A 25,552-nucleotide genomic window follows, 5' to 3' on the forward strand; every position below is an offset into this window, starting at 1 on the left:
GAAAAACAAGTGAACGTCCTTGTGGTGGGCAGCGGTGCCCGAGAACACGCCATCGCACAGGCCTGCGCGCGCAGTGGGCATCAGGTTGTCTGCACGCCAGGCAATCCAGGCATCGCCGGGGTGGCCGAAGTGGTGCACTGGCCGCAGGACAATGCCTCACTGGTGGCCCTGGCCCGGGAGCGGGGGGCCGAGCTGGTGATTGTCGGGCCAGAAGCCTATCTGGCCCAGGGACTGGCCGACGAGCTGCGGGCGGCGGGTATACCCACCTTTGGTCCCAGCAAGAAAGCCGCGCAAATCGAAAGCGACAAGGCCTGGAGCAAAGCTTTTATGGAGCGCTGCGGCGTGCCGACTGCCGCGCACCAATCCTTCGAGACGTTGGACGCGGCGCTGGCCTACCTGGACACCCAGCCGCTGCCCACCGTGATCAAGGACGCGGGTCTGCGGGCGGGCAAAGGCGTGACCATCGCGCACACCCGCGAGGAAGCCAGGGCCGCATTACATGCCATCTTTGAGCAGCAAAATGCGGCGGTGGTCATCGAGGAATTCATGACCGGGCAAGAAGTCTCGGTGCTGGCACTCACCGACGGCGAACACTTTGCCCTGACCCCGCCCAGTCAGGACCACAAGACGATTGGCGAGGGAGACACCGGCCCGATGACCGGCGGCATGGGCGTCATCTGCCCCTTTCCGGTGAGTGACGCGGACATGGAGACCATCCGGCGCGACGTGATAGAGCGCACGCTGGCCGGGCTAAGGGCCGAAGGATTGCCCTTTTGCGGTGTGCTGTACGCTGGGCTCATGCTGACCCCGCAGGGTCCCAAAGTGGTGGAGTTCAACGCCCGCTTTGGTGACCCGGAAGCCGAAGCAGTGCTGCCGCTGCTGGAAAGCGACCTGGCAGCGCACGCCCTGGCTGCCGCCCAGGGCCAGCTTGACCCGGCAGCCGTGCGCTGGAAGGAGGAGGCCAGCGCCGTGATCATCCTGGCGGCTCCCGGTTATCCGGGCACGCCCGCCAAAGGCATCCCCCTGACCCTGCCCGAGACAGCGGCGGGCGAGTTCATCTTCCACGCGGGCACCGCCGAGCAAGCGGGCCAGCTGGTCAGCAATGGCGGGCGTGTGCTGGCCGTGACCGCCACTGCCCCCGAGCTGCCGGAAGCCCTGGCACGCGCCTATGCACTGGCGGACCGGGTGGGCTTTGAGGGCGCACAGCTGCGCCGCGACATCGGCTCCCGCATCGGCCTGGGCCGGGCGCGGCAGGAGGAGCCGTGACCGATGCAGAGGGGCCACACCACACCGGGGGGGCGCCGGGTCAGGAGCAAGAGCAATCGCAGGCCGAAGGGGCAGCCCGCCTCACCCCGCAGCAGCTGGACGCCCTGGGCCAGCATCTGGTCTGGCGCATTGGCCGCGATGACCTGACCGATGAAGTGGTCGTGCGGGTGGGCTACGCCAGCGCGGCGGGCCAGTTTGCAGCGCTCAGCCGCCTGCGCAGTGTTCCCGACGCCGACTTGGAGCAGGCGCTGGCCGCCGGGCAGATTCGGCTGGAGTGGGTCGAATGATGCAGTTCGGTGCCCGGCAGGTCTTTACGCTGCACCACCCCGGTGACCGGGCCGCTGCGCTGGCCTGGGCGCGGGCCGCTGAGCGGGCACTGGCACAGGTCACTTTTCTCCAGGACGTCCAGCTGGACAGCCACACGCTGAGCGGTGAGCTGCGCGTCCCCGTACCCCTGCTGGGCGAAATCACACTGCCCTTTGCCAGTCTGCTGACCGCCACCGAGTCAGGAGCTGACCTGACGCCCCAGCCCCTGACAGAGCGGCGCGGCTGGGTTGAGGTGAACGGCCAGGCAGTGGTGGGAGAACCGGCGCAGACCGCAGGCGGCACCCCAGTGGAGCTGAGCTTCGACTTTCAGGCTTTTTTGCGCCTGCCCGACAGCGGCAATCTTGGTGGAGCCGCCTTCGAAAAGATGGTGCGGGCCACCGCTCAGCGCACCATCGAGCGCGTGCTGACCGAGCTGCCGGGGCAGCTCCAGGCAAGCATGAACTAAAGCGGGCAGGGACACAGCGTGTGCATCCCTACCCGCCCGAGAGGCGAGCTTACTTCAGCCAGCACCACTCGTTGAATTCGTAGCCGCTGAGGTACACGTAGCGGTCCGCCATCTTGTCACCGTCTATCTCCACCAGGCGAATAAACGAAATGGGGCTGTCCTTGACGGTCTTCAGCAGCTTGAAGGTGCTGCCCTCTTCGGCAATGCCTTCCTTCAAGGAAGCCATCAACTCATCATTGACTTCAAGGTTCTCCTGATAGTTCAGATTATAGGGGCGACCATCTTCATCGGCGTCCAGCGAAGCTCCATAAGTGTCCGCCTCGCAGCTACCTAGCTTTTGCTGTTGAATCAAGGCATTGAATTGAGGGTTGTTGTCTTCCTCGACCAGGTCAACCTGAGCACTGGCCAGGGGAAGACTGAGAGCAAGGACCAACACCGCTATGAGTTTTTTCATGTTTCTACTTTAGCGCTCCTTTGTGGGCCTATCCTCCCCTACCTGGGGGCAACCAGCGGCCTTCTCAGCCTACCTGTGGCAGCCGGGCTTCAACCAGGGTGCCCCTACCCGGTTCACTCACCACAGCGTACTCACCACCCCGGCTTTCCATGCGTTCACGCATCTGGGTCAGGCCCAGGCCGCCCGCACTGCTGACCCGGCCACTGATCTGCTCAGGATCAAAGCCCCGGCCATTGTCCTGTACGCGCAGCTGCAGCCAGCACGGACCGCCTTCCAGGGTCACGGTTACACTGCTGGCGGCGGCATGTTTGGCGACATTGTTCAGGCTCTCTTGCAGGATGCGGAACAAAATCGCCTCGTCACCTTTGGAGAGGGCCACTTCGCCGGAAATGTCCAGGGCCGTGCGCAGCTTGTTCTGCTCTCCAAAGTCCTGTACGTACATCCGCATGGTGTCGAGCAGACCGTACTTTTCGAGGTTGATGGGCCGCAGCGCAAAGATGGAGCGGCGCACTTCCTGAATCTGCTCGCGCAGCAGCGCCCCAGCGGCGCGGACCTCGGCTTCGGCCCGCTCAGGGTCACTGTGAATCTGCCGGGCCACCACGTCCAACTTGATGGCGCAGAATGCCAGCGACTGCGCCACGCCATCGTGAATTTCGCGGGCGATGCGGGTGCGCTCGTCACTGATCGCCAGCTCTTCAGAGTACAGGTAGGCGCGGGCATTGCGGACCCCCAGCGCCGCCTGCGAAGCCATCAGGGCCAGCAGCGGCATGTTGGCCTCGGCAAAAGCACCGGCCTCAGCGTGGCCCAGAATCAGCACGCCTACCAGCCCGGCCTCGTCACGCATAGGAAAACCGATGGCGCTGTCGCCCCACTCGAACGCTTCGGCCTCGTCAGGGGTGGCCCGCAGCGGCTCGGCGGCCTGCGCCACCCGCTGCGCGAAAGCCGGGACAGACGCGCCACTCGGCGGCAGGGCGTCATGCCCCACCTGCACCGCTTCGGGCCGCAGCACTCCGTCCTGGTCCATCAGGTACACAGCGCGGAAATCGGCTCCGGCCCGCTCAGCCATGGTGCCGGTCACGCGCAGCAGCAAGCGGCGCATGTTGCGCTCGGCGCGGATAGAGTCATCCACCGAGTGCAGGGTCATCAGGTCCTGGGTGCGCTGCCACGCGGCCTGCGCGGCGGTGCCAATCTCAGCAGCCAGGGCGTGGGCCAGGGCTTCGTCGCCGGGCGTAGGCGGGCGGGGCAGTTGCAGTTCCAGCCAGCCCCCCGTGAGCAGCTCGGCCCGCAGCGGATGGTGAGCCTCAGCCGAGCCGGTGGCCGTGGCCTCAAGGCCACCGGGGAGCCGCACCGACGCCCGCCCCGCTCCACTGACCCGCTTGGCTCCACGCGCACCCACTTCGAGCACCGCGCCGAGGTCGCCCGCTTCGGTGAGGTCCCGCATCAGCGCCTGAATATGCTGAAGCTGCTCGTGTGAACGGCTGAGTTCTTCGTACAGGCCGCGCAGCTCGGCCTCGGCGCTGGCCCGTGCCCGCGCTCCTTCAGCAATCCAGTCCAGCGCAAAAAAAGTCACGGTGGGCCCGGCGATGCCGTAGAACAGCAGGTGCGCCCAGAATTCCAATCGCAGGTCGCGCAGCTGCGAAATCAGCACTTCCACCACCAGCACCACCACCATGATCAGCGGCGGAAGCACCTTGCGCAGCAGTTCTTCACGCTGGGCGAGGGGATTGGGGGGAATCAGGCGTCTCATTCAGCTGTATCCTGCCCCGGAGCGCCCGGCACGTCCGCAGATTGCGCCTGCACGCCCTGCTTCACTTTCCACTGCACCTGGCGCAGCAGGCCCCGGAACAGCCGACTTTCGGCGCTGGACATCTGGGCACGGTCCAGCATCAGCCGCCACAGCCGCAGCGTGTGCCGGGCACGCACGGCGTCGGTGTAGCCGGTCAGGTGCATCACATCCACCAGGTGCGCGTACATGTCTTCCATCTCGCCGCGGGTGGCCGTCTTGCGCTCGCCGCTGGCCGGTTCCTCGCCGCCCTGCAGGAACTCGTAAGTGACCAGCAGGACCGCCTGGGCCAGGTTCAGGCTGGCGTAGTCGGCGGTGGGAATCCGCACCGTGGCCTGGCACTGCTCCAGGTCAGCGTTCAGCAGCCCGGTTTCTTCGGGGCCGAACACCAGCGCCGGAGACGCCGCCGCCCGCACGCGCCCACGCAGCGCCGCCGGATGCTGGGGCCGGGGCATGTCGGCCCGCTCCCGCGCCGAGGTGCCGATGCTCAGGTCACGGTCGGCCAGCGCCTCGGCCAGCGTGGCGTAGACCGGGGCACGTTCCAGCAACTCTTCGGCGTGCACAGCAAAAGCGCGGGCTTCTTTGCTGAGGTGGTCACAGCGCGGGGCCACCAACCGCAGGTCAGACGCGCCCATGTTCAGCATGGCGCGGGCCGCCGAGCCGATGTTGCCGGGCGTCTTGGGCGACACCAGCACCACCGCGAGGCTGGAAGCGTGCGAAAGGTCAGACTGCTCAGAAACGGGGCGGGTCACGGGGAGGATGTTAGCGCTTGAGGACGGGAAGGAGGGGCTCTCCGCAGGCAGGAAATTACGCTGCCGGGCGCTTGGTCAGGAGCAGACTGGCACCCAGACCAACCAGGAGGCCGCCCAGTGCTTTTTGAATGCGGCCCGCCATGACGGGGCGCTGCTGAAGACCCAGTCTGATGTGTTCAGCAACTTGAGCCAGCAGCGAGTAGAACAGCAGGCTCACCACAAAGTTCACCAGCCCCAGCTGGACAATCTGTAGCGTGACCTGCCCCTGCTCTGGCCGGACAAACTGGGGCAACACCGCCATAAAAAAGAGAACGGCTTTGGGGTTGAGCGCATTGCCGAGGAATCCCTGCTGGAGCAGCTGCCAGGGAGTCCTATGGGGCCTTTCAGCGTCACCCAACTCCAAGTGACCACGCTGCCGCCAGGTCTGAATCCCCAGATACATCAGGTAGGCGGCACCTATCAACTTGACGGCCCCAAAAAGCGTGGCCGAGGCCAGCACGATGGCCGTGAGGCCCAGCAAGGCCGCCAAGATATGCACCCCGTATCCCAGACACACGCCCAGGGCCGTCAGCACTCCGCCGCGCTTGCCATGCGAAAGGGTATTGCCCAAGACCAGCAATGCGTCAGGGCCAGGAACGGCAATGGCGACAAGGACCGCCACTGCAAATGTAGCCATAATGGACAGGTCGGCCATCTGAATTCACCTCTGTGCGGAGGCTCTCCGCCGGGAAAGTGTTGGTGTGGGAGAGGCAGTTGCCTTGAGCTACGTCTCGGCGCGTCGGCCTAGAGCAGGTCTACAAATGACGTGGTGCGGGAAAAAGCATACTACTCTGTTGCCGCCGTGTTAGCGTGCCTTGCAGCCGCTTCCCGCGAGCTGGAGCAGCCTGCTCGGTGCCAAGACACTTCGGCTTTTTGTCACGTGCTCTAGCCGCGCCGCTTCTCCGCCAGCACGAACGGCACGAACCGCGCCAGCTTGGGCGCACGGCCCCAGCGTGAGCGGTCTGAGGCGATACGCCAGATGAACTCTACGCCCGCCCTCCGGGTCCACTCCGGGGCCAGCTCGGCGGTGCCTGCCAGCACGTCCAGCGTGCCGCCGCAGCCAATGGCCACAGGCACGCCCATTTCATGCCGGAACGCTTCGTTGAACTTTTCCTGGCGGCCCCCGCCCATGCCGGTCAGCAGCAGGTGCGGGCGGGCAGCGCGGATCAGCGCAGCGATTTCGGCGTCCTGCTCGGGGCGGAAGTAGCCGTGATGGTGCCCCGCCACCGTGACGCCGTAGTCATGAAAGCTGCGCTGCGCCGCCCGCGCCGCCACGCCGGGTTCACCGTCCACGCCGGGCTTGCCCCCCAGAAAGAACACCCGCAGCTCTGGCCCATGCTGCTGCATCAGCCCCTGCGCGATGTCCACGCCGGGAGCGCGGGGCAGCTCACAGCCCAGCAGTTGTTGCGCGGCCCAGACGATGCCCACCCCGTCAGCCGTGACCAGATCAGCGGCCTGGATGACCCGCACAAAGTCGGGGTCCTGGCGGCTGTCCATCACAAATTCGGGGTTCAGCGTGACCACCGTGTGCGGCGTAGGCGCGGGGGCAAACATCCAGCCGCTCAGAATGTCCAGCGTCTCCGGCAGGCTGGGGGCATCCAGCGGCAGGTCAAACAGGGTCAGGCGTTCAGGGCGGGCAGCGGCGTCGGTCACGGGCTCAGTCTAACGGGCCTAAGCTGTGGGAATGACTGTCCGCCTGCGCCCCCCAGCCCCCGCTGACCTAGCAGCGCTGGGCCGTGTGGCCTACGAAACTGGATTTTTTGGAGGCAGCGCCGCCCGCTATTTTCCCGACCGGCGGCTGTTTGCGCTGCTGTGGGTGTGGCCGTATCTGCACGGCGCGGGCGGGCCTGGTTGCCGCATCGCTGAGGACAAACACGGGCAGGTGCTGGGCTATGTCCTGGGATCAGCCGACCCGGTCCGCTACCGCGCCGCGCTCGCGCAGGCAGGAGTACTGGGCCTACTCGCCAGCGTGGGCGGCGAAGTGCGGCGGCCCCTGGCCTGCTGGGGCTATCTGGCGCGGCTGGGGCGCTGGGGCAGCCCGCACGCCAGCGAAGAGCTGTACCCGGCCCACCTGCACATCAACCTGCTGCCAGCGGCGCGGGGGCTGGGCCTGGGCCGCACGCTGCTCACAGCGCATCTGGACGCCCTGCGGGCGGCGGGGGTGCCGGGCGTGCAGCTCTCGACCACTGCCGAGAACGGCGCGGCCCTGCGGCTGTACCGCCGCTGCGGGTTCGAGGTGCTGGCCCGCCAGCCAACGGACCTGTGGCGGCCCTGGCTGGGGCGCACCACCGAGCATCTGACGCTGGGGCTACGGCTGTAGCGATACTGAAGCTGGGACTGGAAATGGGCTCAGCAATTCGTTGCGGTGTAGAGCAGACAATGGAATTACCCCTCTCCCTGCAAGGTCAGCGTGAGCGTGCGCGCCCCGCCCCGGTCACGGTGCTCACACAGGTACACGCCCTGCCAAGTGCCCAGGTGCAGCCGGCCCGCCCGCACCGGCAAGGTCAGCGACGGCCCCAGCAGCGCCGCCTTGAGGTGAGCGGGCATGTCGTCGGGGCCTTCGTCGGTGTGGGTGTAGTGCGGGTAGCTTTCGGGCACCAGGTCCGAGAAGAACCGCTCGAAGTCGCGCCGCACGTCCGGGCTGGCGTTCTCATTCAGGCTGAGGCTGGCGCTGGTGTGCCGAATGAACACATGCAGCAGCCCCACCTTCAGCCTGCGCAGCTCCGGCAGGGCCGCTTCTATGTCGCGGGTAATCAGGTGGAAACCGCGTGGATAGGGCCTGAGGGTCAAGTCGGTCTGGTGCCACATGGCGGGCAGTCTAGCGGGGAGTCAAGCGAGGGGAGCCGTTCACTACTGCGCCGCCTGGCCGGTTCAGATGGAATGAACGCGGGCAAGCGGCACGCCTTGTCTCACACCTTCCGCCTTAGACCCTAGAACACTTTGCTGCCCAGCTTGACGTCGCCTAGAACAGTAAGCGGGGTCGCTTCGCCGCTGTCCTTGCCTTTCATCTGTACGCCCAGCAGCAAGAACTCGCTGGTGTGCCCGCCAATCTCACGCGGCGCAAAGTTCAGCACGCCCAGCACCGGCAGCCCTATGAGTTCCTTTGGCGCGTGGCCGGTAAAGCGGCCCACAGTGACCCGCTGCCCGTACTTGCCAAAATCAGCAGTGATGCGGTAAGCCTCCCTGGGCGCGCCCTGCGCTGCCTCAGCGCTCAGCACGCGGCCCAGGCGGATGTCCAGCCGCTCCAGGGTGCTTTCCGGGTCCACCTGAGGTTTGAGGTCACCGGCCACCTTGCGGCTCCTCTGCTTGACCCGTGCTCCCGGTTTGCACAGTGCCCCCGGCCTGCACAGTGTCCCCAGTCTGCACAGTGCCTCCAGTCTGTGCGGCATCCCTGGGCTGGGCGATATGGGCAGCATCCGTGGCTTTCTGCGTCGCCTGAATGGCCGTCAGGGCAATCGTGTACACGATGTCATCCACCAGCGCCCCACGCGAGAGGTCGTTGACGGGCTTGTTCAGGCCCTGAAGCATCGGCCCCACAGCCACCACGCCCGCCGAGCGCTGCACCGCCTTGTAGGTGGTGTTGCCGGTGTTCAGGTCGGGGAAGATAAATACGGTGGCCTGCCCCGCCACCGGCGAATCGGGGGCTTTGCTTTTGCCCACGCTGGGCACACTGGCAGCGTCGTACTGCAAGGGCCCGTCAACCATCAGGTCGGGTCGGCGCTGGCGCACCAGTTCGGTGGCCGCCTTCACCTTTTCTACGTCCTCGCCGCTACCCGAGGTGCCGGTGGAATACGAAAGCATCGCTATGCGCGGCGTGATGCCAAAAGCCGCCGCGCTGTCCGCCGACTGAATGGCAATCTGCGCCAGCTCCTCGGCGTCCGGGTTGGGGTTGATGGCGGCGTCCCCGTACACCAGCACCTGCTCGGGCATCAGCATAAAAAAGACGCTGCTGACCAGGCTGCTGCCCGGCGCGGTCTTGATGAGTTGCAGGGCCGGGCGCACCGTATTGGCGGTGGTGTGAATGGCCCCCGACACCAGGCCGTCCACATCGCCCTGGGCCAGCATCATGGTGCCCAGGACCACCGTGTCTTCCAGCTGCGCCAGCGCCTGCTCGGGGGTCAGGCCCTTGTTGCGGCGCAGTTCGACCATCGGCTCCACATACGCCTCACGGATACTGGCCGGGTCCACGATTTCCAGCCCGTCGGGCAGGCTCAGGCCCTGGCTTTCGGCTACCTGCTGCACACGGCTTTTCTCGGCCAGCAGCACCGGGCGGGCAATGCCTTTTTCGACGCAGCGAATAGCAGCGTTCACGGTGCGCGGCTCGTCGCCTTCGGGCAGCACGATGCGCTTGCCAGCGGCCTGCGCCCTTTGGATCAGCTCGAAGCGGAAGGCACTGGGCGGCAGACGTCGCTCGTGACCCATGCGCACGTTCAGTCGGCCCACCAGCTGCGCGGTGTCCAGTCGGTCCGCCGTAAAGTCCAGTGCTTTTTCCATACGCTCCAGGTCGTCGTGCGGCACTTTGTTGCTCATTTCGACCAGGCGGGTGGTCGTCTCGAAGGAGTTGGTCGGCACCCGCAGCACCGGCAGCGAACTGGTGAGCGCGGCGCGGCACAGATGCTGAATAGACGGCACCGGAGCCACCCCGCTGGTCAGCAGCAGCCCGGCCAGCGGCACCCCGCTGAGGTGGGTCAGGCTGGTCGCCATCACCACATCCTCGCGGTCACCGGGGGTCAGAATCAGGGCACCGGGCGCAAACAGATTCTGCTCGGCCATGCCCGGCACGCCCCGCGCTGTCACCACAAAGCGGCGGATGCGGCGGGTGTCCATCTCGCCCGCATTGAGCACTTCGGCGTCCAGGTAGCGGGCAATGTCCACCGTGCGGACAGCGTTGAGCTCCGGGTTCTCGGTAATCACGCCCAGCAGCGGCAGCTCACCGTCCGCCAGAATGCGCGAGTGCTGGCGCAGCCCGGCCAGCAGCCCGCCAAAGTCGAACTTTTCGGGAGCAAAGTTCAGCACGTACCCCGCCAGCCCCGAACCGTCGGAGCGGCGGTAGTTCTGCGCGGCGATTTCCAGCTCGTCGGCCAGGGAAGCGGGCGTGCTGCCGCGCAGGTCGGACACCAGCACCACTTCGGCTTCCAGGTTGCGGGCCAGGTCGGCGTTCAGCCGGGTGGCGTAGGAATTGCGCTCGTTCAGCGCCAGGCCCTCAACCACCAGCACGTCCAGCTCGCCCATGCTGTGCGCCAGGGCAATCACGCCCTCCATCAGTTCATCGCCCTCGCCCACCGACAGCTGCTGCTCGGCGCGGGTCAGGCTGATGGGGTCAGGCGTGCGGGTAGAACCGCTCAGGCTACGCGCAAAGTGCACGCTGGCGCTCACCTGCTCACCGTGGGTCTGTGCAATGGGCTTGAGAAATCCGGCCCGCAGGCCCTGGCGCTCCAGCGCCCGCGTGAGGCCCAGGGCCACGGTAGACAGGCCGACTCGGTTCTGGGTGGGGGCAACAAAGAATGTTTTCATGGGTCTGGCTCCTTTGGGGGAGAGATGTCGGTGGGTGATGGAGGAACTGGAGATTGTCTGAGGGTCAAGAGGTCTAAGGGTCTAAGGGAGGTAGGAAGGATTCGGGGCCAGGCTTTTAGAGCAGTTGATTGGTATCTGGCCCGACGCTTTAACCCTTAGACACTTTGACTCCTAGACCCTTAGACCTTCACCAGTTCCGCCGTCTGCCGGGCAATCATCAGTTCCTCGTTGGTGCTCACGACCACAGCCGTCACCCAGCCCTCGCGGGAAATCACGCCCTGTTCCCCGCGCACGGTGCTTTCGTTGGCCCGCTCGTCAGGCACCAAGCCCAGGCTGCCCAGGCGCTCCATCGTCAGGGCGCGGATGTACGAACTGTTCTCCCCTATGCCGCCGGTAAACACCAGCGCGTCCCAGCGGTGCAGGCCCACCGCGTAGCTGGCGATGGTCTGCGCGAGGCGGTACACGAACTTGTCTATGGCCAGCTGCGCCCCAGCGTGGCCGTTCCGGGCGGCTTCTTCCAACTCGCGCATGTCGTTGCTCAGGCCACTCAGGCCCAGCAGGCCGCTCTCCTTGTTCAGAGCGCCCGTCACTTCCTGCACCGTCATGCCCGCTTCACGCACCATGTACTCGACCAGGCTGGGGTCCACATTGCCGCTGCGGGTGCCCATCACCAGACCTTCCAGCGGGGTCATGCCCATGCTGGTGTCACGGCTTTTGCCGTCCTGCACGGAGGTCACCGAGCAGCCGTTGCCCAGGTGCGCCACAATCAGGCCGTGCCGACCAGGATTCAGGCCCAGCATCCGCACGGCTTGCCCCGCCACGTACTGGTGACTGGTGCCGTGAAAGCCGTAGCGACGCACGCCGTAGTGGGTGTACCACTCTTCCGGCACCGCGTAGCGGTAAGCCACCGGGCGCATGGTCTGGTGAAAAGCCGTGTCGAACACGGCCACGTGCGGCAGTTCCGGAAAAGCGGCGCGGGCTGCCTCGATGCCTGCGAGGTTGGCCGGGTTGTGCAGCGGGGCCAGGGGAATGCAGGCGCGGATGACGGCTTCTACTTCGGGCGTGATCAGGGCGGGAGCGTTAAAGGTCTCGCCGCCGTGCACCACCCGGTGCCCTACCGCCGCCACATCTGCCCGCAGGCCCAGGGCGTCCAGCTCGGCCAGCACGCGGGCCACGGCTTCAGTGTGCGCCCCACCGCCGAGCGACTCTTCACTGCGTTCACGCTCACCGCCAGCAAAGCGGTCCAGGCGAATGCTGGCCTCCTCCTGCCCCAGCCGTTCGGCCAGCCCCGACAGGCGCACGTCGCCGCTGACTGGGTCCAGCAGGGCGAACTTGAGCGAACTGGAACCACTGTTCAGGACAAGAATCTGCATATGGGTCCATTGTAAAGAGGCGGGCGGAGAAGAGCGAAGGCAGATGCCCAGGGACCGTGGGCCAAAGCGCGGAGCAGTTCTGCTTTTCGCCCTCTGCTATCTCAGGCGCGTCACCCGGCGCACGTCCTCATCCTCAGGCACATGCTCCAGCCGCAGCAGCGTCGCCTGCGGATAATCGCCGTACAGCGCTTGCCCCCACTCAATCACGCTCAGGCGACTGCCCTCGATCAGGTCTTCCAGGCCCATGTCGTACAGCTCGCCGGGGTGCTGCACCCGGTAGGCGTCCACATGCAGCAGCTGGCCGCCGGGCGTCGGGTACGGCTGCATCAGCGCGTAGGTCGGGCTAGACACGGTGCCCGTAAAGCCCAACCGCCGCGCCATGCCCTGCGTGAGGCTGGTCTTGCCGGACCCCAGTTCGCCTTCCAAAAACAGCACGCCGCCCACTGGCAAGTGGTCCAGCAGCGCCGCGCCAAAGGCCTGCTGCTGCTCCAGGCCGCGCAGCAAGGCACTCTGGCCTGGCAACAAGAAATTGTCCCGACCTGGCTTCTGTGACTTACCCATTGGCTGGCCTCCTGGGCAGGGCCGTGGGACGGCCCGCCGCCCCGTTTGACACTTGTTCTTGCGCTACTCGGGGGGTCAATTCAGCACCCGTCCCCCGCCCCCCTGCATCAGCTCGGCGGCGCGGTCACGGTGGGCCTGCAAGGTGGCCTGCCAATCGTCGCCTTCGGGGGTGTGTTCCAGGGCCTGCTGGGCGTGGGCATACACCTGCGCCGGTTCGCGGAAACCCTGCTGCGCCAGGATGTCGGCGGTCATCTGATGCCCAATCAGCCAGTCGCGGCTGCCTTCAGGCGAGGCCCCGATCACCCGCTCGAAGTGCGCCAGGGCGTCGTCGAGGTGGTAATACTCCAGCGCCACGTTGCCCAGCACCAGACTGGCCGGCACCACCGCGCCCTGGCGCAGCGCCTGCTCCGCTCCAGCCTGGGCCTGCGCCAACTGCCCCAGGCGGTAGTCGCACTCGGCCAGGTCCGCCAGGATTTCGGCCTGAAAGGGATAGCTGGGGTCACGGGCAACGGCTTCCAGCACCTCCTGAGCTTCCAGCGGGCGGTCCAGGTCCAGCAACGCCACCGCCAGTTCGTGCTGGGCATAGGCCCGGTCCCCTTCCTGGGCCAGCTCCGCCGCCCGCCCGAACGACGCCAGCGCCTCTTCAGAGCGGCCCAGGGCATTGAGCGCCTGCCCGCGCACCAGCGCCACGCCGTAGCTGGGGTCACCGTGCCCGACTTCCAGCCCCGCCGCTGCCTCGATTTCACTCAGGGCCGTGTCGGCCTGCCCCTGGGCCAGCTGCACCTGCGCCTGAAGGTAGTGCCAGGTGGACAGGTTCAGCGCCTCCTGGGGGTCACTCGGCTGCGCCGAATACAGCGCTCTGGCCTCGGCCAATGCCTGCGCCGCCGCGTCCAGCTGCCCCTGCGCCAGCCGCAGCGCCGCGCCTTCTTGCAGCATCACGGCCCGGTCAGGACCGCGTGCCCCAACCGCCGCCTGGGCAAACAGCTCGGCGGCCTGAGCACTGTCGCCCAGGCCCTCGTGCGCCTCGGCCTGAAGGGCTGCCGCACGCCAGCTCAGGTGGGCAGGCAGCTCGGCAGGGTCCAGCGTCAGCATGACGGCGTCGGTCAGGCGGCCCGCCAGCACCAGGGCACTCAGGGCGTGAAAGCGGGCCAGCGGGTCGGCGGCAGCCAGGGCCGCCGCTGGGGGCGGCGCGGCCTGCGGCCCCTCGGCACGGGCCGCGGCTTCGGCACTCAGGGCCAGCCACAGCGGGTCTTCACTCAGGGCCGGGTCCAACCGGCGGGCTTCAGAGAGGCTGAGATTCAACTCTTCTACAGCAAGGTCGCCGTACAGCGCGTGCAGCGCCCCAGCCAGCAGGGCGTAGCGGGCCTGCTCCGCCGGGGGCGAAAGCAGGTTGCCCGCCTGCAGCAAGGCAAACGCCTGCTCGAAGTCTCCCTCCGCCAGGGCCTCGCAGGCCAGCGGCCAGAATGTTGCGGCGTCGGTCATTGCCGCCTAGCATAGCGCTTGGGCGCGGTTGGGCCGCACCAGGCAGCAGGCAAAAAGCCACAGGCAGCGGGGCCCACCGAGCTTATTTCCAACCGAGAGGCAACGCCCTTCTCTCCCAGAGCCACCGTCTCTCAAAGCCCTGTTTCTGCTCTAAACCACTGTGTCCCGGGCTTTTTGCCTTCCGCTTTCTGCTCTCTACATTCACGCTTCTCCCAGCAACTCCAGCAGGCGCAGATAGGCCGCTGCCGTGACTTCGACGTCGCCCAGCGAGCGGTGACGGCCACCTTCGCTGAAGGTCAGTCCCAGCCGCCCAGCCAGCGAATCGAGGTTGTGCCGGCGCTCACGCGGAAACGCGCGGCGCGACAGCTGCACGGTGCATATTTCCCGCTGGGGCCTCCAGGTCACTCCGCAGCGCCCAGCGGCGGCGCGCATAAAGCCCGAATCGAACCCGATGTTGTGCGCCACCAGTGGGGCGTCACCGGCCCAGTCCAGGAACTCGGGCAGCACCTGCGCAATGCTGGGGGCCGCCGCCACCATTTCGTTGCTGATGCCATGAATCCGCTCAGCACGCCAGGGAATGGCCACGCTTTCACCTAGGCTGTTCTGCGGGCGCACCAGGGTCTGGTACGGGTCTTCGGTCACGATGCGTCCGCCGCGAATTCGCAGCGCACCTATTTCGACAATGCCGTCTCGCTCGGGCGACAGGCCGGTGGTTTCCAGGTCGAAGACAACGACGTCCCCGCCCCACTTGATATCTGGCACCCACACAGCTTAGCCGCATTCCAGTTCTGAATTCAGGGACGGGCCTCCCGTGCCAGTTCCAGCAGCAGGTGCAGCGCGGTGGCCCACATCATCAGACCCACCAGTATGTCCACCGCCTGCCAGGTCCGCGCCGAACGCATGTATCCGGCCAGTCCCCGCGCCGCCAGGGCCAGCCCGAAAAACCAGACCCACGACGCCGAAATCACCCCAGCAAGGAACAGTTCTGGCCGTGACGCCGACGCGCTGGCTCCGCCAATCAAGACCAGGGTATCCAGCAGCGCGTGCGGATTGAGAAACGAAAAGCCGAGTGCCCCGAGGATGATGGCGCGTGGCCCGGCGGCGGCCTGACCGCTCAGCTCTGGCTGCTGTGGACGCCGGGCCGAGCGAAACGCCTGCGCGCCGTACCACAGCAAAAAGGCCGCGCCTACCAGCGTGCCGAGCGTAACCAGCTCCGGGCGGGCAGCCAGCAAGCGGCCCACGCCCAGCACCCCCAGCGTCATCAGCAGGGTGTCGCTCAGGGCACAGGCCAGGGCAGCCAGTAGCGCGTGCTCACGCCGCAGTCCCTGGCGAATCACAAAGGCATTTTGCGGCCCAATCGCCATAATCAGTCCCAGGCCCAGCACGAAGGCGGCCAGCACGTCACTCATCGCTGCACAGTACCGCTTCCCGACCAAGCCGCGTTCCAGCCCAGCGCCGAGCCAGCACCTACAATGCAGGGATGCCGCTCATTTCCCGCCCGGCTCCAGCGAGCCAGCCTGGGCCTCGGCGCTCCTGGTATGCCCGGCTCCGCCCCCCACAGCTGATTGCGCTGGTGTATTTCATTGGGATTTTGCTGGCCACCGCTGCCCTTCACCTGCCTGGCGTGGTGCGCCCGGGAGCCGAGATGACCAGCGTGGACTTGCTGTTTACGGCCACCAGTGCGCTGACCATCACCGGGCTGGTGGTGGCCGATACCGGCGAGACCTTTACCCGGTACGGCCAGTACATTCTGATGGCGCTGTTTTTGCTGGGCGGCCTGGGCATCCTGTCCTTCGGGACGCTGTTTGCCTTTCTGACCGGGCGGCGGGTCAACTTTTCGCAGCGCCAGCATCTTCAGGCGCAGATCAGCGGCCTGGATACCGGCAGCGTGGTGCGGCTGCTGCGAACCATCTTCACCTATGCGCTGGGCTTGCAGCTGCTGGGCGCGGCGCTGCTGGCCCTGCGCTTCGTGCCGCAGTTCGGCCTCAGCGAAGGTCTTTTTCAGGCGGCTTTTCACGCGGTGGGCGCTTTCAACAATGCTGGCTTCGTGGTGGTGCCTGGCGGCATGTTTCAGTATGTGAGCGACCCCCTGGTCAGCTTGACCCTCTCGGCCCTGGTGATTCTGGGTGCCCTGGGCTTTATCGTGCAGTTCAACGTGGTGAACTGGCTCCAGCGCCCGCGTGAGCACCGGCTCACCGTGTACTCGCTGCTGACCCTCTTCACCACAGCGGCCCTGCTACTGATCGGTTTTCTGGCCGTGCTGCTGCTGGAATCGGGCAACCATGCCACGCTGGAGCCCCTGCCCTGGCATGGCAAGCTGCTGGCGGCGTTCTTTCAGAGCATGACGCCGCGCTCAGGTGGCTTCAACACCGTGGACATCGAGAGCATGCGGACTGCCACCATCATGGTCCTGATGGTGCTGATGTACATCGGCGGGGGCAGCGGCTCTACCGGGGGCGGCATCAAGACCTCTACTTTTGCCATCCTGGCTGGGTCAGCCTGGAACATGGTGCTGGGGCGCGGCGAGCTGATTGCGTTTGGGCGGCGCGTGGAAAAGGACAACGTGGTACGCGCCACCACAGTTGCCATGCTCTACACCCTGATGGTCATGACCGCCTTTTTCCTGATGCTGCTCACCAATCCGCACCTGGACTTTACCCACCTGCTGTTCGAGACGGTCAGCGCCGCCGCCACTGTGGGCCTGAGCATGAACACCACGCCACACATCAACGACGCCGGGCTGATTATTCTCAGCATCCTGATGTATCTGGGGCGCATCGGGCCGCTCACTTTCGCGGTGGCGTTCAGTCTGCGGACCAAGGAGCGTAGCGGCGTGCGCTACCCGCCCGAGCGCGACATTCTGGTGGGCTAGGCATCGTTCAGGCGAGCTGGGTTCAGGCCCTATCTGTCTTTTTCCCTTGCCCCAAGCTCTAGCCGCGCTGGCGGCGGGTCATATCTCTGCTTGCTCTCGCCCTGTTTCCTGTGGCCGTGGCCCTGCTGCCCTGGTTCGCCTTCGGTGCATCTCCCCTGGCCTGGCCGACGACCCTCACCCTGCTGCCCAGCAGCGCCGCACTCTGGGCTGCTGCACTGGCTTTCATCGGCCTGTTCGGCAGGCGGCTCAGAACCGCGTAGGAGCCGTTAGAGATTCACAGGGTTTCTTACCTGCCCCGCGCCAGGTTAGCCAGACTTCAGCGCAGTATGATGCTGGACGTGATGCGAGGCGGCCAGGAAAATCAAGAGCGGCAATTCAGCGCGGCGGTGCGGGCATGAAGGCCAAGCAATGTCTGGTGGTGGGCCTGGGGCGCTTCGGCAGCGCTGTAGCCACCACCCTGTACGAAATGGGCCACGAGGTCGTTGCCATTGACCATATTGAGGAAAACGTAGAGCGGATCATGAACCGCGTGACCCACGCTGCCATCGTAGACGCCACCGACGAACGCGGCATGCGCTCTATCGGCGTGGGTGACTTTGACGTGGTGGTGATTGCCATCGGCTCCGATGTGCAGGCCAACATTCTGGCGACCATGAACGCCAAGAGCCTGGGCGCGCCCTATGTGGTCAGCAAGGCCGTGGACGAGATGGCCCGCCGGGTGCTGGAACGCATCGGGGCTGACCTGGTGGTGCGCCCGGAACACGACATGGGCCTGCGGCTTGCCCGGCAGATCGCCAACCCCAATGTGGTAGACACCCTTGACCTGGGCAGCGACCACGCCATCGTGGAGCTGGAAGCCAATGAGCGTCTGCGCGGCACCCTGATGGACCTGAACATGACTGGGCGCTTCGGTGTGCAGGTGATCGCCATCAGCCGCAAGGGCCAGTTGGAAGTCAGCCCCCGCGCCGACAGCCTGGTCGAGCCCCACGACAAGATGGTGGTCATCGGCACCGGCCACGACATCGACGAGCTGCGGCGCTACCTGGACAAGTAAAGGCAAAAGCTGATACGCCCCTGGCCCGACCACACTAGATTCGGGCCGGGGGCGTAATCACGACACGGCGAACTGCAAGGTGAGCGCCAGGATGGCCGTATTGAACACAAAGGAAAAGAGCGTGTGGCCCATCACCACGCGCCGCACTTCCCGGCTGGTGATGTTCACATCTGAGCTGGCCGCCGTGGTGCCGACAGTGAACGCAAAATAGGCAAAGTCCATCAGGTCCAGCGGTTCATTTCCGGGAAAGTCCAGTCCGGCCCCGTCCCCGCGGTAATACAGGTAGGCATAGTGCAGGGCATAGGCAAGGTGGGCCATCAGCCAGGCGCAGACCACGGTCAGCACGCACAGCGCTATAAAGAGCTTTTCCCGCCAAAAAGGAAGGCTCAGCTCACCCGCCAGCGGCAAGAACAAGCCAGCCACCATCAACCCGAAGAAACTGGCGAATAGCACGAAGGCCAGACCAGTCCGCCCGCCCAAGAGCCAGAAATCCATCCAGGGATAGCGGGCCAGCAGTGGCGCAGCAGGAGCATGGGCCCAGCGGCGCAGCTCTGCACCACTCAGGCTGTGGTAAGCCTGCCAGGTCAGCAGCACATAGGCCAGGCTGGCCGCGCTGGTGGCCAACATGGTCCGCAGCGTGAGCGGCTGGTCCCCCCACAGCAAAAACAGGGCCGCAAACAAGGCAGTCCACAGGGCCGTTCGCTCATACTGACCGCGCCAGTTCATTCCGCTCACCCCGTGCATGTGGGCAGCTTAGCCGAAAGTGCGGTGAGGATAGGGCACGGCTGGCGCTCCTGCTCAGGGGGCAGCGCTGGGGGGCGGGCTGGCGGGCTCATCAGGCAGCACCCGCACCCACTCACGGCATTCCAGGCGGCCCTGAATCGCCATGTCCCGTGCCACCTCCGGCGGCGGCAGTTGCCCGCGAATCTCAGAGCGACTGTTCAGGGGCACCGGGCCGCCCTCGGTCAGCCACTCGGCCCGCCGACTGGTCCGCAGGGTGCGCTCGAAGCAGGCCGCCTCTTCAGGGCTGAGGTCCAGACCCACCACCTGCAAGCCATTTTGCACCGTCACGAAGGTGTGCCGCCCAGCCAGGGGCTGCTCAGCCAGCGCCGCCGACGCCCTCACGTGGCTATAACCGGCCACCGAGAGCGCGACCACCAGCGGCATGGCGGCGGTCAGCGCCCAGATTTGGTCTGCCGAAATCCGGGTCTGTGGGCGCAGCGCGTACAGCACCGCCAGCAGGCACAGGGCAGGAATCAGCCAAAAGAGCAGGGTCACGCGGCCCAGTGTAGCGGCGATACCCAGCCAACACAAAAGAACAGTCCCCTCCAAGCTGGAAGGGACTGTCTGGGGAAAGGGAGCGGTCAGGCAGCGGAACCGTGGTTGCCACCCTGGGCGGCCTGCTGCTCACCTTCGGCAGCAGCTTCGGCTTCCAGCTTGGCCTTGATCTTCTTCAGGCGGAAGCTTTCCTCGCGTTCACGCTGGTCCAGCACGCCACGAATAAAGCGGATATCGGCCTGAATGCCGGGAATTACGACCTGCTCTAGGGCATTCACGCGGCGGGAGGTCTTCTTGATCTCCTCACCGATGCGGCGCAGCTTGGTCTCGGTGCCGGCCACCTTCACGATGGCTTCCAGCACTTCATTAAAGTCCGTCGCGGCCTGAATGGTGCGTCCCCCCACGTTAATGGGGCTGAAGCCTGCACTCTGGGTCCGCTCAGGCACGGTCATCTTGGGCACTTTGACGCCGTAGATGCTCTCGATCACCATATCTACGGAGTAGTCGTCGCTGCTGCCCAGGCTGAGGCTTTCGACAGCTTCGGGGCTGTCCCAGGCTTTGGCCCCCAGCAAGCTGGTGTAGGCTCCCTTGCTCACACCTGCCAGCTGCTCACGGGCAGCCAGGGCATCTTTGACCAGTGCGAAAAACTCGGCAATGAGGGCGTCGCGCTTGCGCTTGAGCAGGTCAGCGCCGCTGCTGGCGGTCTTCAGACTGGCTTTAGAGGCCAGCAGGGCGGAGCGGGTAGGACTGATTTGTTCGGCCATATCTTGTCACCTCCTTTGGTCGGTGACGTTGACGGTGGGCAGCAGGCAGAGAAAGAAAGTTCCACCCACCATCAGCCACCGGTCAACGTTTAGTTGCCCTTCCAGCTTTCGTCGATCTTGGTGCCGTAGTACTGCTCGATGTCACCTTTGCCGATACGGGTCAGCTGGTTCTGGGGCAGCTTGGACATGATGCCCCAGGCCACGGTCAGGCTGTCGTCGATGCTGCGGTCCTGGTCACCCTGGCCGATGAAGTAGTTCTCGAAGTCGTCGGCAAAGCGCAGGAACAGCTTGTCGGTTTCGGTCAGCGCGTCTTCACCAGTAATGGCCACCAGCTTGCGCAGGTCCAGGCCGTTGGCGTAGGAAGCGAACAGCTGGTCCGAGACGTTCTTGTGGTCGCCACGGGTCTTGTTCTTGCCGATGCCGTTGCCCATCAGACGGGACAGCGAAGGCAGCGGGTTGATGGGCGGGTACACGCCCTTGGAGTTCAGACCACGGTCCACCACGATCTGGCCTTCGGTAATGTAGCCGGTCAGGTCAGGAATGGGGTGGGTGATGTCGTCGTCGGGCATGGACAGAATCGGAATCTGGGTGACCGAACCGGGCTTGCCTTCCACCACACCGGCGCGCTCGTACAGGCTTGCCAGGTCGGTGTACATGTAGCCGGGGAAGCCACGGCGACCAGGGATTTCTTCGCGGGCACCACCGATTTCACGCAGCGCTTCGCAGTAGTTGGTGATGTCGGTCAGGATGACCAGCACGTGGTAACCGTGCTCGAACGCCAGGTACTCGGCAGTGGTCAGGGCCATGCGGGGGGTCAGCAGACGCTCCACGGCGGGGTCGTCAGCGCGGTTAAGGAACAGCACGCTGCGGGCCAGTGCGCCGGTACGCTCGAACTCCTGGGTAAAGAAGCTCACTTCGCGCTGGGTCAGGCCCATCGCCGCAAACACCACGGCGAAGTCGCCTTCGTGGCCGGGCACTTTGGCCTGACGCGCAATCTGCGCGGCCAGCTCGTTGTGGGGCAGACCGCTACCGGAGAAAATCGGCAGCTTCTGACCGCGGATCAGGCTGGTGTTCACGTCAATGGTGCTGATGCCAGTCTGAATGAACTCTTCGGGCTTGGCGCGGCTGGCGGGGTTCATCGCCTGACCATTGATGTTCAGGCGCTTTTCCGCGACCACTTCGGGCAGACCGTCAATGGGACGGCCCAGACCATCAAAGCGGCGGCCGATCATTTCCTTGCTCACGCCGAGGCGGGCCACGTCTTCTACCAGGCTCACGCTGGCAGTGGCCAGGTCCAGACCACGGGTTTCTTCGAACACCTGAATCACGGCGTTCTTGTTGCTGACCTGGATCACCTGACCACCGCGAATGTTGCCCTGACCGTCCTTGATGTCCACGATGGAGTTGTAGGCGAGGTCGGAAGCCGCATTCACGAACAGCAGCGGACCGGAGATGTACGAAACGTCGTTGTACTCTTTTTTCAGCAGGGTCACGCGGTGACCTCCTTGTTCATGCTGACCGTGCCTGCGCCGCCCTTGAAGGTGGTGTCCAGCTCGCTCATCACCGAATCGGTGTAGGCGGCGAACTCGTCTTCATGCACATAGCGGGCGCGGGACAGCTTCTCGATCACGGGGCTGGCGATGATTTCGTCAATGGTGGCACCGTCACGCAGCGCCGCTTCAGCCTGGTCATAGAACTTCAGCATCATGCGCATCAGGCCGTAGTTCTTAGCCATAGAAGCCGAGGCGTCCACTGGGTCAAAGCCGTTTTGCTGGAGGAAATCCTGACGCAGCATCTTGCCCGACTCGATCACCAGACGCTCCTGATCTTGCAGCGCGTCGGGACCCACCAGCTGCACCACTTCCTGCAGGGAAGCTTCTTGCTGGAGGATGTTGCCAATACGCTGGCGCAGTTCGGGGAAGTCTTCGCCCACGTTCTTGCGGTACCAGTCTTCGAGGATGGGCGTGAACAGCGAGTAAGAGCCGTTCCAGTTGATGGCGGGGAAGTGACGGCGGCGGGCCAGACCAGCGTCCAGTCGCCAGAACGCACCGGTAATCCGCAGCGTCGCCTGGGTCACAGGCTCGGACATGTCACCGCCGGCAGGCGATACAGCACCGATCACCGACACCGCACCGTCTTCGCCGGCCATAGTCTTCACGGCACCGGCGCGCTCATAGAAGGCAGCCAGCTTGGCACCCAGGTAAGGGGGGTAACCTTCTTCAGCAGGCATTTCTTCCAGGCGGGAGCTGATTTCACGCAGCGCCTCGGCCCAGCGGGAGGTAGAGTCGGCCATCAGAGACACCGAGTAGCCCTGGTCGCGGAAGTACTCCGCCAGGGTGATGCCGGTGTACACCGAGGCTTCACGGGCCGCCACCGGCATGTTGGAGGTGTTGGCGATCAGGATGGTGCGGTGCATCAGCGGTCCGCCGGTCTTGGGGTCTTCCAGCTCAGGGAATTCCACCAGCACGTCGGTCATTTCGTTGCCGCGCTCGCCGCAGCCCACGTACACCACGATGTCGGCGTTGCCGTACTTCGCCACGCTCTGCTGGGTGACGGTCTTGCCCGATCCGAAGGGACCAGGGATCGCCGCCGCGCCGCCCATCACCAGGGGGAACAGCACGTCCAGAATGCGCATGCCGGTCAGGAAGGGCAGGCTGGGGTCCAGTTTCTTGGCGACAGGGCGGGGCGCACGCACCGGCCAGTAGTGGGCCAGGCGCAGTTCGGTGCCGTCGTCCAGGCGGGCAATGGTCTCGTCAATGGTGTACTCGCCAGCGGGAGCCACCCATTCCAGACGGCCACTCTTGTCGGGTGGGGTCAGGATTTTGTGAGTGAAGCTGAATTCGGGCACGGTGCCCAGAATCGCGCTGCCGGTCACTTCGTCGCCGGCCTGCACGCTGGGGGTAAAGGCCCATTTCTGCTCGCGGTTCAGGCTGGAGACTTCGATACCGCGGGCGATAAAGTCGCCGCTCTGCTCGCGGATCTTGTCCAGGGGGCGCTGAATGCCGTCATAGATGCCGTTCAGCATGCCTGGGCCCAGCTCCACGCTCAGGGGCAGGCCGGTGGTTTCGACCGGCTCACCGACCATCAGGCCGGAGGTGTCTTCATACACCTGCACAAAGGCGGTGTCGCCGTCCAGACGGATGATTTCTCCGACCAGACGCTCCTTGCCCACGCGCACGATGTCGTACATCTTGGCGCCGTACATGCCGTCCGCGATTACCGCAGGACCGGCAATGTTCTGCACGACACCCGTTTTCTGTTGCGTCATTTGATTCTCCTTGAAAGATACGAAAGCGGCTGAGAGCGCTTGGCTTCCTCGCCAGGTTTGGCTTTCGGCCCGCTGCTCTCAGCCGTCCGCATTACAGTTTGATGTCGAAGCCCACCGTCTCGCGCACCAGTCGGCCCATGTACGCTTTGGCGTCCACGGTGTCCTCACTGAAGGCGTCGCTCAGGCTCGGCAGTGGCAGCAGAATCGGCAGGTCACGGCCACGCATGATGCGGGTCGTGGCCCCGATGGGATCAGCGATCAGGCCGCCGTCCACCGCCACCAGACCATGCTTGCCCTCTACAATCAGGCGCTCCAAAGTAGCCTGCGCGGTCTCCGGCGTGGCTTCTACGACTTCGGCTCCCGCCAGACGGTAGCCAGTCGCCGTTTCGCTGTCGGCCAGAATGACCACGCGCTGGGCGTTGCGGCTCCTTTGGGGGGTCTGCTCGGCAGCGGTCATGCACCCACCTCCTGGCGAATCTGTTCTTCGGGCAGGCCGTAATACTTGCCGCGCCCAATCAGACGCAGCTTGGCGGCCTCAATTTCCTTGCGGCGCAGAAAGTCCAGAATGATGCCTACGCCCATCGGGTCAGAGACACCGATAGAGCGGGCACTGCGGTCCAGGGCCGCGCGGGCAGCCACTTCAGCCGCTTGTGGAGTCGGCGCTTCCATGATGGCCGCAATGTCCGGCGAACCACTGGTGTCGCCTCCAGCCAGCCGGGCGTACCCAGCCGCGTCCAGGCGTCCACCCGGCACGAAGAACTCCGGGGTCAGGGGAACACCGGCAGCCTGAGCCTGACGGGCCATCAGCGCGTTGGTGATGTCAATTTCGCGGCCCACGTAGGTACGCAGCGAGGTATCCTGCGCCACCTTGCGGACATGCGCGTAGTAGCCCTGATCCAGCGCCACTTCCAGGTTCAGCAGGTTGCCGCTGGCCTGATAGGCCGCCGCACCACGGCGAAACGCCGCCGCCAGCGGATGGCCACCCACCGAGATGGCCGAAGCCAAGCCGGGCAGGTCGCTGCTGCCTGCTGCACTTTCGAGCAGACTGGGGGTGAATGTGCCGCCAGGAATCAGGCTGCTGCGAATCGCTTCAACGCCGCGCCCTGCCACCACACCGCGCGCCAGGGTCTTGAGGTTGACCAAGTCCCAGCGCATCAGCAGCGTCTCAATCTCGCGCCGGGAGTTGCCATCAGCAAAGCCCAGCACTTTTTGAGTGGTGGCGAACAGGTTACGGCTCAGCGCCCGGTCCAGCTCGGGCAGTCCAGCACCTTCGGCGGTGCTTTCACGCAGGTTCGCAGCGAACCCGGACTCGCTCAGTACGCGCAGGAACTCGGGGTAGCTGCTGGCGGCCAAAGCGGCTTCCAGGGAGCGGCCATCGAGCAGCGCGTTACGCATCATCCTGACGCGGGTATTGATGTAGGCATAATCGTCAGGCATAGGCCTCCTTATTCGCCCGTCAGCAGCTGGCGGACCTCAGGGGTCAGCCCACCACGCAGGGTGTGCAGGCGGCCCATCAGGGTGTTGGTGATGCCGCTTTTGCCCCCCTGGCTGATCAGCCGCACGCCACCTTCAATGCCCGGGTTGGCGCGGACTTCCAGGTCACCCACCAGCGAACGCAGGATGTCCACGTCACTGGGGTTCACTTCGGCCACTTCGGCGGCGGGCACAGCTTGGCGGGCCTCGTTGAGCAAGCGGCCCAGGATTTCGCGGTACTCCGGGAGCCGGCCAATATCACGCAGCTGCTGCTCGACCAGACCGTACACCTGAGCGATGCCTTCTTCGCCTGCGCTCAGGCGGGCAGCGTTCAGCTCCAGGTCGGCTGAGGAGCGGGCGCGGGTCAGACCGGCCTGGTACTGCTTGTCCAGCACCCGGCTGCGGCTCTCGACCAGCTCCTGCGCTTCAGCGCGGGCATCGGCCACGATTTGTTCGGCCCGAGCACGGGCATCGGCGCGGACGCGCTCGATCTCGGCCTGAGCTTCATTTTCAAGCAGTCGGTCCAGGGCCATATCAGATCAGGAACAGCGCCAGGAAGCCGAAGATGACCAGGGTTTCGGGGAGCAGGAAGTACAGCAGCAGGCTACCGGCCTTGCTGGGGTCTTCAGCCACAGCGCCGATCAGGCTGGAGCCGATGCGGGCCTGTGCCAGACCAGTGCCGATGGCACCCAGGCCCAGGGCGAGGCCCTTACCAATGGCGGCCAGGCCTTCGTTGTTGGCGGCGGTAGCGGCGACTTCCTGAGCGTTGGCCGCACCGGCCAGGGCGAACAGAACGGCAACGATAGCAATCTTGTTGTACTTGGTCATAATCATGATCTCCTGTAGA

Annotated in this window: 29 protein-coding genes; 7 read left to right on the forward strand and 22 right to left on the reverse strand. The window is 65.4% G+C overall.

Going from position 1 to position 25,552, the window contains the following annotated elements:
- The first annotated feature begins 9 nt into the window (after nt 1-9).
- From purD to IE158_RS05480, 3 genes are read left to right on the forward strand one after another with little or no spacing between them, the layout of a single operon-like run.
- Nucleotides 10-1,266 (forward strand): phosphoribosylamine--glycine ligase, encoded by a 1,257-nt coding sequence (gene purD, locus IE158_RS05470; protein ID WP_189642665.1) that lies wholly within the window; start codon nt 10-12, stop codon nt 1,264-1,266.
- Nucleotides 1,263-1,553: a DUF3248 domain-containing protein gene (locus tag IE158_RS05475; RefSeq protein WP_229838921.1), complete on the forward strand. Its 291-nt coding sequence runs from the start codon at nt 1,263-1,265 to the stop codon at nt 1,551-1,553. Before purD ends, IE158_RS05475 begins: the two co-directional genes overlap by 4 nt.
- Complete coding sequence (locus IE158_RS05480; protein WP_229838922.1) at nt 1,550-2,038, forward strand: DUF3809 domain-containing protein; 489 nt, start codon at nt 1,550-1,552, stop codon at nt 2,036-2,038. Before IE158_RS05475 ends, IE158_RS05480 begins: the two co-directional genes overlap by 4 nt.
- A 49-nt stretch (nt 2,039-2,087) precedes the next feature.
- Here the strand turns inward: IE158_RS05480 and IE158_RS05485 are convergent, their stop codons facing one another.
- The 5 genes from IE158_RS05485 to IE158_RS05505 all read right to left on the reverse strand — a co-directional run bounded on the left by IE158_RS05485 (nt 2,088) and on the right by IE158_RS05505 (nt 6,719).
- Nucleotides 2,088-2,492 carry a hypothetical protein gene (locus IE158_RS05485; protein WP_189642666.1) on the reverse strand — a complete coding sequence of 135 codons (405 nt, stop codon included), beginning with the start codon at nt 2,490-2,492 and terminating at the stop codon, nt 2,088-2,090.
- Nucleotides 2,493-2,556: 64 nt separating this feature from the next.
- Nucleotides 2,557-4,239 (reverse strand): GAF domain-containing sensor histidine kinase, encoded by a 1,683-nt coding sequence (locus IE158_RS05490; RefSeq protein ID WP_189642667.1) that lies wholly within the window; start codon nt 4,237-4,239, stop codon nt 2,557-2,559.
- Nucleotides 4,236-5,027 (reverse strand): RNA methyltransferase, encoded by a 792-nt coding sequence (locus IE158_RS05495; protein ID WP_189642668.1) that lies wholly within the window; start codon nt 5,025-5,027, stop codon nt 4,236-4,238. The genes IE158_RS05490 and IE158_RS05495 overlap by 4 nt, the downstream gene beginning before the upstream one ends.
- 55 nt (nt 5,028-5,082) lie before the next feature.
- Nucleotides 5,083-5,721: a LysE family translocator gene (locus tag IE158_RS05500; RefSeq protein WP_189642669.1), complete on the reverse strand. Its 639-nt coding sequence runs from the start codon at nt 5,719-5,721 to the stop codon at nt 5,083-5,085.
- Between the two features lie 230 nt (nt 5,722-5,951).
- The gene (locus tag IE158_RS05505; protein ID WP_189642670.1) at nt 5,952-6,719 is read right to left on the reverse strand and encodes a WecB/TagA/CpsF family glycosyltransferase; all 768 of its coding nucleotides are present in this window, start codon (nt 6,717-6,719) and stop codon (nt 5,952-5,954) included.
- Between the two features lie 31 nt (nt 6,720-6,750).
- On the opposite strand from IE158_RS05505, the gene IE158_RS05510 reads away from it, so the two are divergent.
- Nucleotides 6,751-7,386, forward strand: coding sequence for a GNAT family N-acetyltransferase (locus tag IE158_RS05510; protein ID WP_189642671.1), 636 nt, complete (start codon nt 6,751-6,753; stop codon nt 7,384-7,386).
- Between the two features lie 65 nt (nt 7,387-7,451).
- On the opposite strand, the gene IE158_RS05515 is transcribed toward IE158_RS05510, so the two are convergent.
- From IE158_RS05515 to IE158_RS05550, 8 genes are all read right to left on the reverse strand, one after another.
- Complete coding sequence (locus IE158_RS05515; RefSeq protein WP_189642672.1) at nt 7,452-7,874, reverse strand: secondary thiamine-phosphate synthase enzyme YjbQ; 423 nt, start codon at nt 7,872-7,874, stop codon at nt 7,452-7,454.
- 122 nt (nt 7,875-7,996) lie between these two features.
- The gene (locus tag IE158_RS05520; protein WP_189642673.1) at nt 7,997-8,356 is read right to left on the reverse strand and encodes a tRNA-binding protein; all 360 of its coding nucleotides are present in this window, start codon (nt 8,354-8,356) and stop codon (nt 7,997-7,999) included.
- Nucleotides 8,346-10,580 (reverse strand): phosphate acetyltransferase, encoded by a 2,235-nt coding sequence (pta, locus tag IE158_RS05525; protein ID WP_229838923.1) that lies wholly within the window; start codon nt 10,578-10,580, stop codon nt 8,346-8,348. The genes IE158_RS05520 and pta overlap by 11 nt, the downstream gene beginning before the upstream one ends.
- 179 nt (nt 10,581-10,759) lie before the next feature.
- Nucleotides 10,760-11,953 (reverse strand): acetate kinase, encoded by a 1,194-nt coding sequence (locus IE158_RS05530; RefSeq protein WP_189642674.1) that lies wholly within the window; start codon nt 11,951-11,953, stop codon nt 10,760-10,762.
- 96 nt (nt 11,954-12,049) lie between these two features.
- Entirely contained in the window at nt 12,050-12,514 is a 465-nt protein-coding gene (tsaE, locus tag IE158_RS05535; protein ID WP_189642675.1) for a tRNA (adenosine(37)-N6)-threonylcarbamoyltransferase complex ATPase subunit type 1 TsaE, read from the reverse strand.
- 75 nt (nt 12,515-12,589) lie between these two features.
- Nucleotides 12,590-13,996 carry a tetratricopeptide repeat protein gene (locus IE158_RS05540; RefSeq protein WP_189642676.1) on the reverse strand — a complete coding sequence of 469 codons (1,407 nt, stop codon included), beginning with the start codon at nt 13,994-13,996 and terminating at the stop codon, nt 12,590-12,592.
- A 201-nt stretch (nt 13,997-14,197) separates the two neighbouring features.
- Complete coding sequence (locus tag IE158_RS05545; protein WP_189642677.1) at nt 14,198-14,758, reverse strand: 3'-5' exonuclease; 561 nt, start codon at nt 14,756-14,758, stop codon at nt 14,198-14,200.
- A 32-nt stretch (nt 14,759-14,790) separates the two neighbouring features.
- Nucleotides 14,791-15,405 carry a LysE/ArgO family amino acid transporter gene (locus tag IE158_RS05550; protein WP_189642678.1) on the reverse strand — a complete coding sequence of 205 codons (615 nt, stop codon included), beginning with the start codon at nt 15,403-15,405 and terminating at the stop codon, nt 14,791-14,793.
- 71 nt (nt 15,406-15,476) lie between these two features.
- On the opposite strand from IE158_RS05550, the gene IE158_RS05555 reads away from it, so the two are divergent.
- The 3 genes from IE158_RS05555 (at nt 15,477) to IE158_RS05565 (ending at nt 17,922) form a co-directional block, all read left to right on the forward strand.
- A complete protein-coding gene (locus tag IE158_RS05555; RefSeq protein WP_189642679.1) occupies nt 15,477-16,868 on the forward strand; it encodes a TrkH family potassium uptake protein in 1,392 nt (463 codons plus the stop codon).
- A gap of 116 nt (nt 16,869-16,984) precedes the next feature.
- Nucleotides 16,985-17,128: a hypothetical protein gene (locus IE158_RS05560; protein ID WP_189642680.1), complete on the forward strand. Its 144-nt coding sequence runs from the start codon at nt 16,985-16,987 to the stop codon at nt 17,126-17,128.
- Nucleotides 17,129-17,262: 134 nt separating this feature from the next.
- Entirely contained in the window at nt 17,263-17,922 is a 660-nt protein-coding gene (locus IE158_RS05565) for a potassium channel family protein (protein WP_189642681.1), read from the forward strand.
- A gap of 57 nt (nt 17,923-17,979) precedes the next feature.
- On the opposite strand, the gene IE158_RS05570 is transcribed toward IE158_RS05565, so the two are convergent.
- The 9 genes from IE158_RS05570 to IE158_RS05610 all read right to left on the reverse strand — a co-directional run bounded on the left by IE158_RS05570 (nt 17,980) and on the right by IE158_RS05610 (nt 25,533).
- Complete coding sequence (locus IE158_RS05570) at nt 17,980-18,666, reverse strand: DUF1345 domain-containing protein (protein WP_189642682.1); 687 nt, start codon at nt 18,664-18,666, stop codon at nt 17,980-17,982.
- A 54-nt stretch (nt 18,667-18,720) separates the two neighbouring features.
- On the reverse strand, nt 18,721-19,200 hold the full coding sequence (locus IE158_RS05575; RefSeq protein ID WP_189642683.1) for a hypothetical protein: 480 nt from the start codon (nt 19,198-19,200) through the stop codon (nt 18,721-18,723).
- An 86-nt stretch (nt 19,201-19,286) separates the two neighbouring features.
- The gene (locus tag IE158_RS05580; RefSeq protein WP_189642684.1) at nt 19,287-19,964 is read right to left on the reverse strand and encodes a V-type ATP synthase subunit D; all 678 of its coding nucleotides are present in this window, start codon (nt 19,962-19,964) and stop codon (nt 19,287-19,289) included.
- Between the two features lie 89 nt (nt 19,965-20,053).
- Nucleotides 20,054-21,457, reverse strand: a complete 1,404-nt coding sequence (locus IE158_RS05585; protein ID WP_189642685.1) for a V-type ATP synthase subunit B — start codon at nt 21,455-21,457, stop codon at nt 20,054-20,056.
- A complete protein-coding gene (locus IE158_RS05590; RefSeq protein ID WP_189642686.1) occupies nt 21,454-23,232 on the reverse strand; it encodes a V-type ATP synthase subunit A in 1,779 nt (592 codons plus the stop codon). The genes IE158_RS05585 and IE158_RS05590 overlap by 4 nt, the downstream gene beginning before the upstream one ends.
- 91 nt (nt 23,233-23,323) lie before the next feature.
- Nucleotides 23,324-23,689 (reverse strand): V-type ATP synthase subunit F, encoded by a 366-nt coding sequence (locus tag IE158_RS05595; protein ID WP_308430674.1) that lies wholly within the window; start codon nt 23,687-23,689, stop codon nt 23,324-23,326.
- On the reverse strand, nt 23,686-24,669 hold the full coding sequence (locus IE158_RS05600; RefSeq protein WP_189642687.1) for a V-type ATPase subunit: 984 nt from the start codon (nt 24,667-24,669) through the stop codon (nt 23,686-23,688). The genes IE158_RS05595 and IE158_RS05600 overlap by 4 nt, the downstream gene beginning before the upstream one ends.
- An 8-nt stretch (nt 24,670-24,677) precedes the next feature.
- Nucleotides 24,678-25,238, reverse strand: a complete 561-nt coding sequence (locus IE158_RS05605) for a V-type ATP synthase subunit E (RefSeq protein WP_189642688.1) — start codon at nt 25,236-25,238, stop codon at nt 24,678-24,680.
- Nucleotide 25,239: 1 nt separating this feature from the next.
- The gene (locus IE158_RS05610) at nt 25,240-25,533 is read right to left on the reverse strand and encodes an ATP synthase subunit C-like protein (RefSeq protein ID WP_189642689.1); all 294 of its coding nucleotides are present in this window, start codon (nt 25,531-25,533) and stop codon (nt 25,240-25,242) included.
- Nucleotides 25,534-25,552: the final 19 nt, after the last annotated feature.

The sequence above is a fragment of the Deinococcus piscis genome, assembly GCF_014653275.1.
GTDB lineage: Bacteria > Deinococcota > Deinococci > Deinococcales > Deinococcaceae > Deinococcus > Deinococcus piscis.

What these genes read in the sequence shown, in the direction of transcription:
- IE158_RS05480 (WP_229838922.1), top strand. Translation starts at nt 1,550, where the DNA reads ATGATGCAGTTCGGTGCCCGGCAGGTCTTTACGCTGCACCACCCCGGT.
- IE158_RS05485 (WP_189642666.1), bottom strand. Translation starts at nt 2,492, where the DNA reads ATGAAAAAACTCATAGCGGTGTTGGTCCTTGCTCTCAGTCTTCCCCTG.
- IE158_RS05490 (WP_189642667.1), bottom strand. Translation starts at nt 4,239, where the DNA reads ATGAGACGCCTGATTCCCCCCAATCCCCTCGCCCAGCGTGAAGAACTG.
- IE158_RS05500 (WP_189642669.1), bottom strand. Translation starts at nt 5,721, where the DNA reads ATGGCCGACCTGTCCATTATGGCTACATTTGCAGTGGCGGTCCTTGTC.
- IE158_RS05510 (WP_189642671.1), top strand. Translation starts at nt 6,751, where the DNA reads ATGACTGTCCGCCTGCGCCCCCCAGCCCCCGCTGACCTAGCAGCGCTG.
- IE158_RS05515 (WP_189642672.1), bottom strand. Translation starts at nt 7,874, where the DNA reads ATGTGGCACCAGACCGACTTGACCCTCAGGCCCTATCCACGCGGTTTC.
- pta (WP_229838923.1), bottom strand. Translation starts at nt 10,580, where the DNA reads ATGAAAACATTCTTTGTTGCCCCCACCCAGAACCGAGTCGGCCTGTCT.
- IE158_RS05530 (WP_189642674.1), bottom strand. Translation starts at nt 11,953, where the DNA reads ATGCAGATTCTTGTCCTGAACAGTGGTTCCAGTTCGCTCAAGTTCGCC.
- tsaE (WP_189642675.1), bottom strand. Translation starts at nt 12,514, where the DNA reads ATGGGTAAGTCACAGAAGCCAGGTCGGGACAATTTCTTGTTGCCAGGC.
- IE158_RS05540 (WP_189642676.1), bottom strand. Translation starts at nt 13,996, where the DNA reads ATGACCGACGCCGCAACATTCTGGCCGCTGGCCTGCGAGGCCCTGGCG.
- IE158_RS05550 (WP_189642678.1), bottom strand. Translation starts at nt 15,405, where the DNA reads ATGAGTGACGTGCTGGCCGCCTTCGTGCTGGGCCTGGGACTGATTATG.
- IE158_RS05555 (WP_189642679.1), top strand. Translation starts at nt 15,477, where the DNA reads ATGCCGCTCATTTCCCGCCCGGCTCCAGCGAGCCAGCCTGGGCCTCGG.
- IE158_RS05565 (WP_189642681.1), top strand. Translation starts at nt 17,263, where the DNA reads ATGAAGGCCAAGCAATGTCTGGTGGTGGGCCTGGGGCGCTTCGGCAGC.
- IE158_RS05570 (WP_189642682.1), bottom strand. Translation starts at nt 18,666, where the DNA reads ATGCACGGGGTGAGCGGAATGAACTGGCGCGGTCAGTATGAGCGAACG.
- IE158_RS05580 (WP_189642684.1), bottom strand. Translation starts at nt 19,964, where the DNA reads ATGGCCGAACAAATCAGTCCTACCCGCTCCGCCCTGCTGGCCTCTAAA.
- IE158_RS05590 (WP_189642686.1), bottom strand. Translation starts at nt 23,232, where the DNA reads ATGACGCAACAGAAAACGGGTGTCGTGCAGAACATTGCCGGTCCTGCG.
- IE158_RS05595 (WP_308430674.1), bottom strand. Translation starts at nt 23,689, where the DNA reads ATGACCGCTGCCGAGCAGACCCCCCAAAGGAGCCGCAACGCCCAGCGC.
- IE158_RS05600 (WP_189642687.1), bottom strand. Translation starts at nt 24,669, where the DNA reads ATGCCTGACGATTATGCCTACATCAATACCCGCGTCAGGATGATGCGT.
- IE158_RS05605 (WP_189642688.1), bottom strand. Translation starts at nt 25,238, where the DNA reads ATGGCCCTGGACCGACTGCTTGAAAATGAAGCTCAGGCCGAGATCGAG.
- IE158_RS05610 (WP_189642689.1), bottom strand. Translation starts at nt 25,533, where the DNA reads ATGACCAAGTACAACAAGATTGCTATCGTTGCCGTTCTGTTCGCCCTG.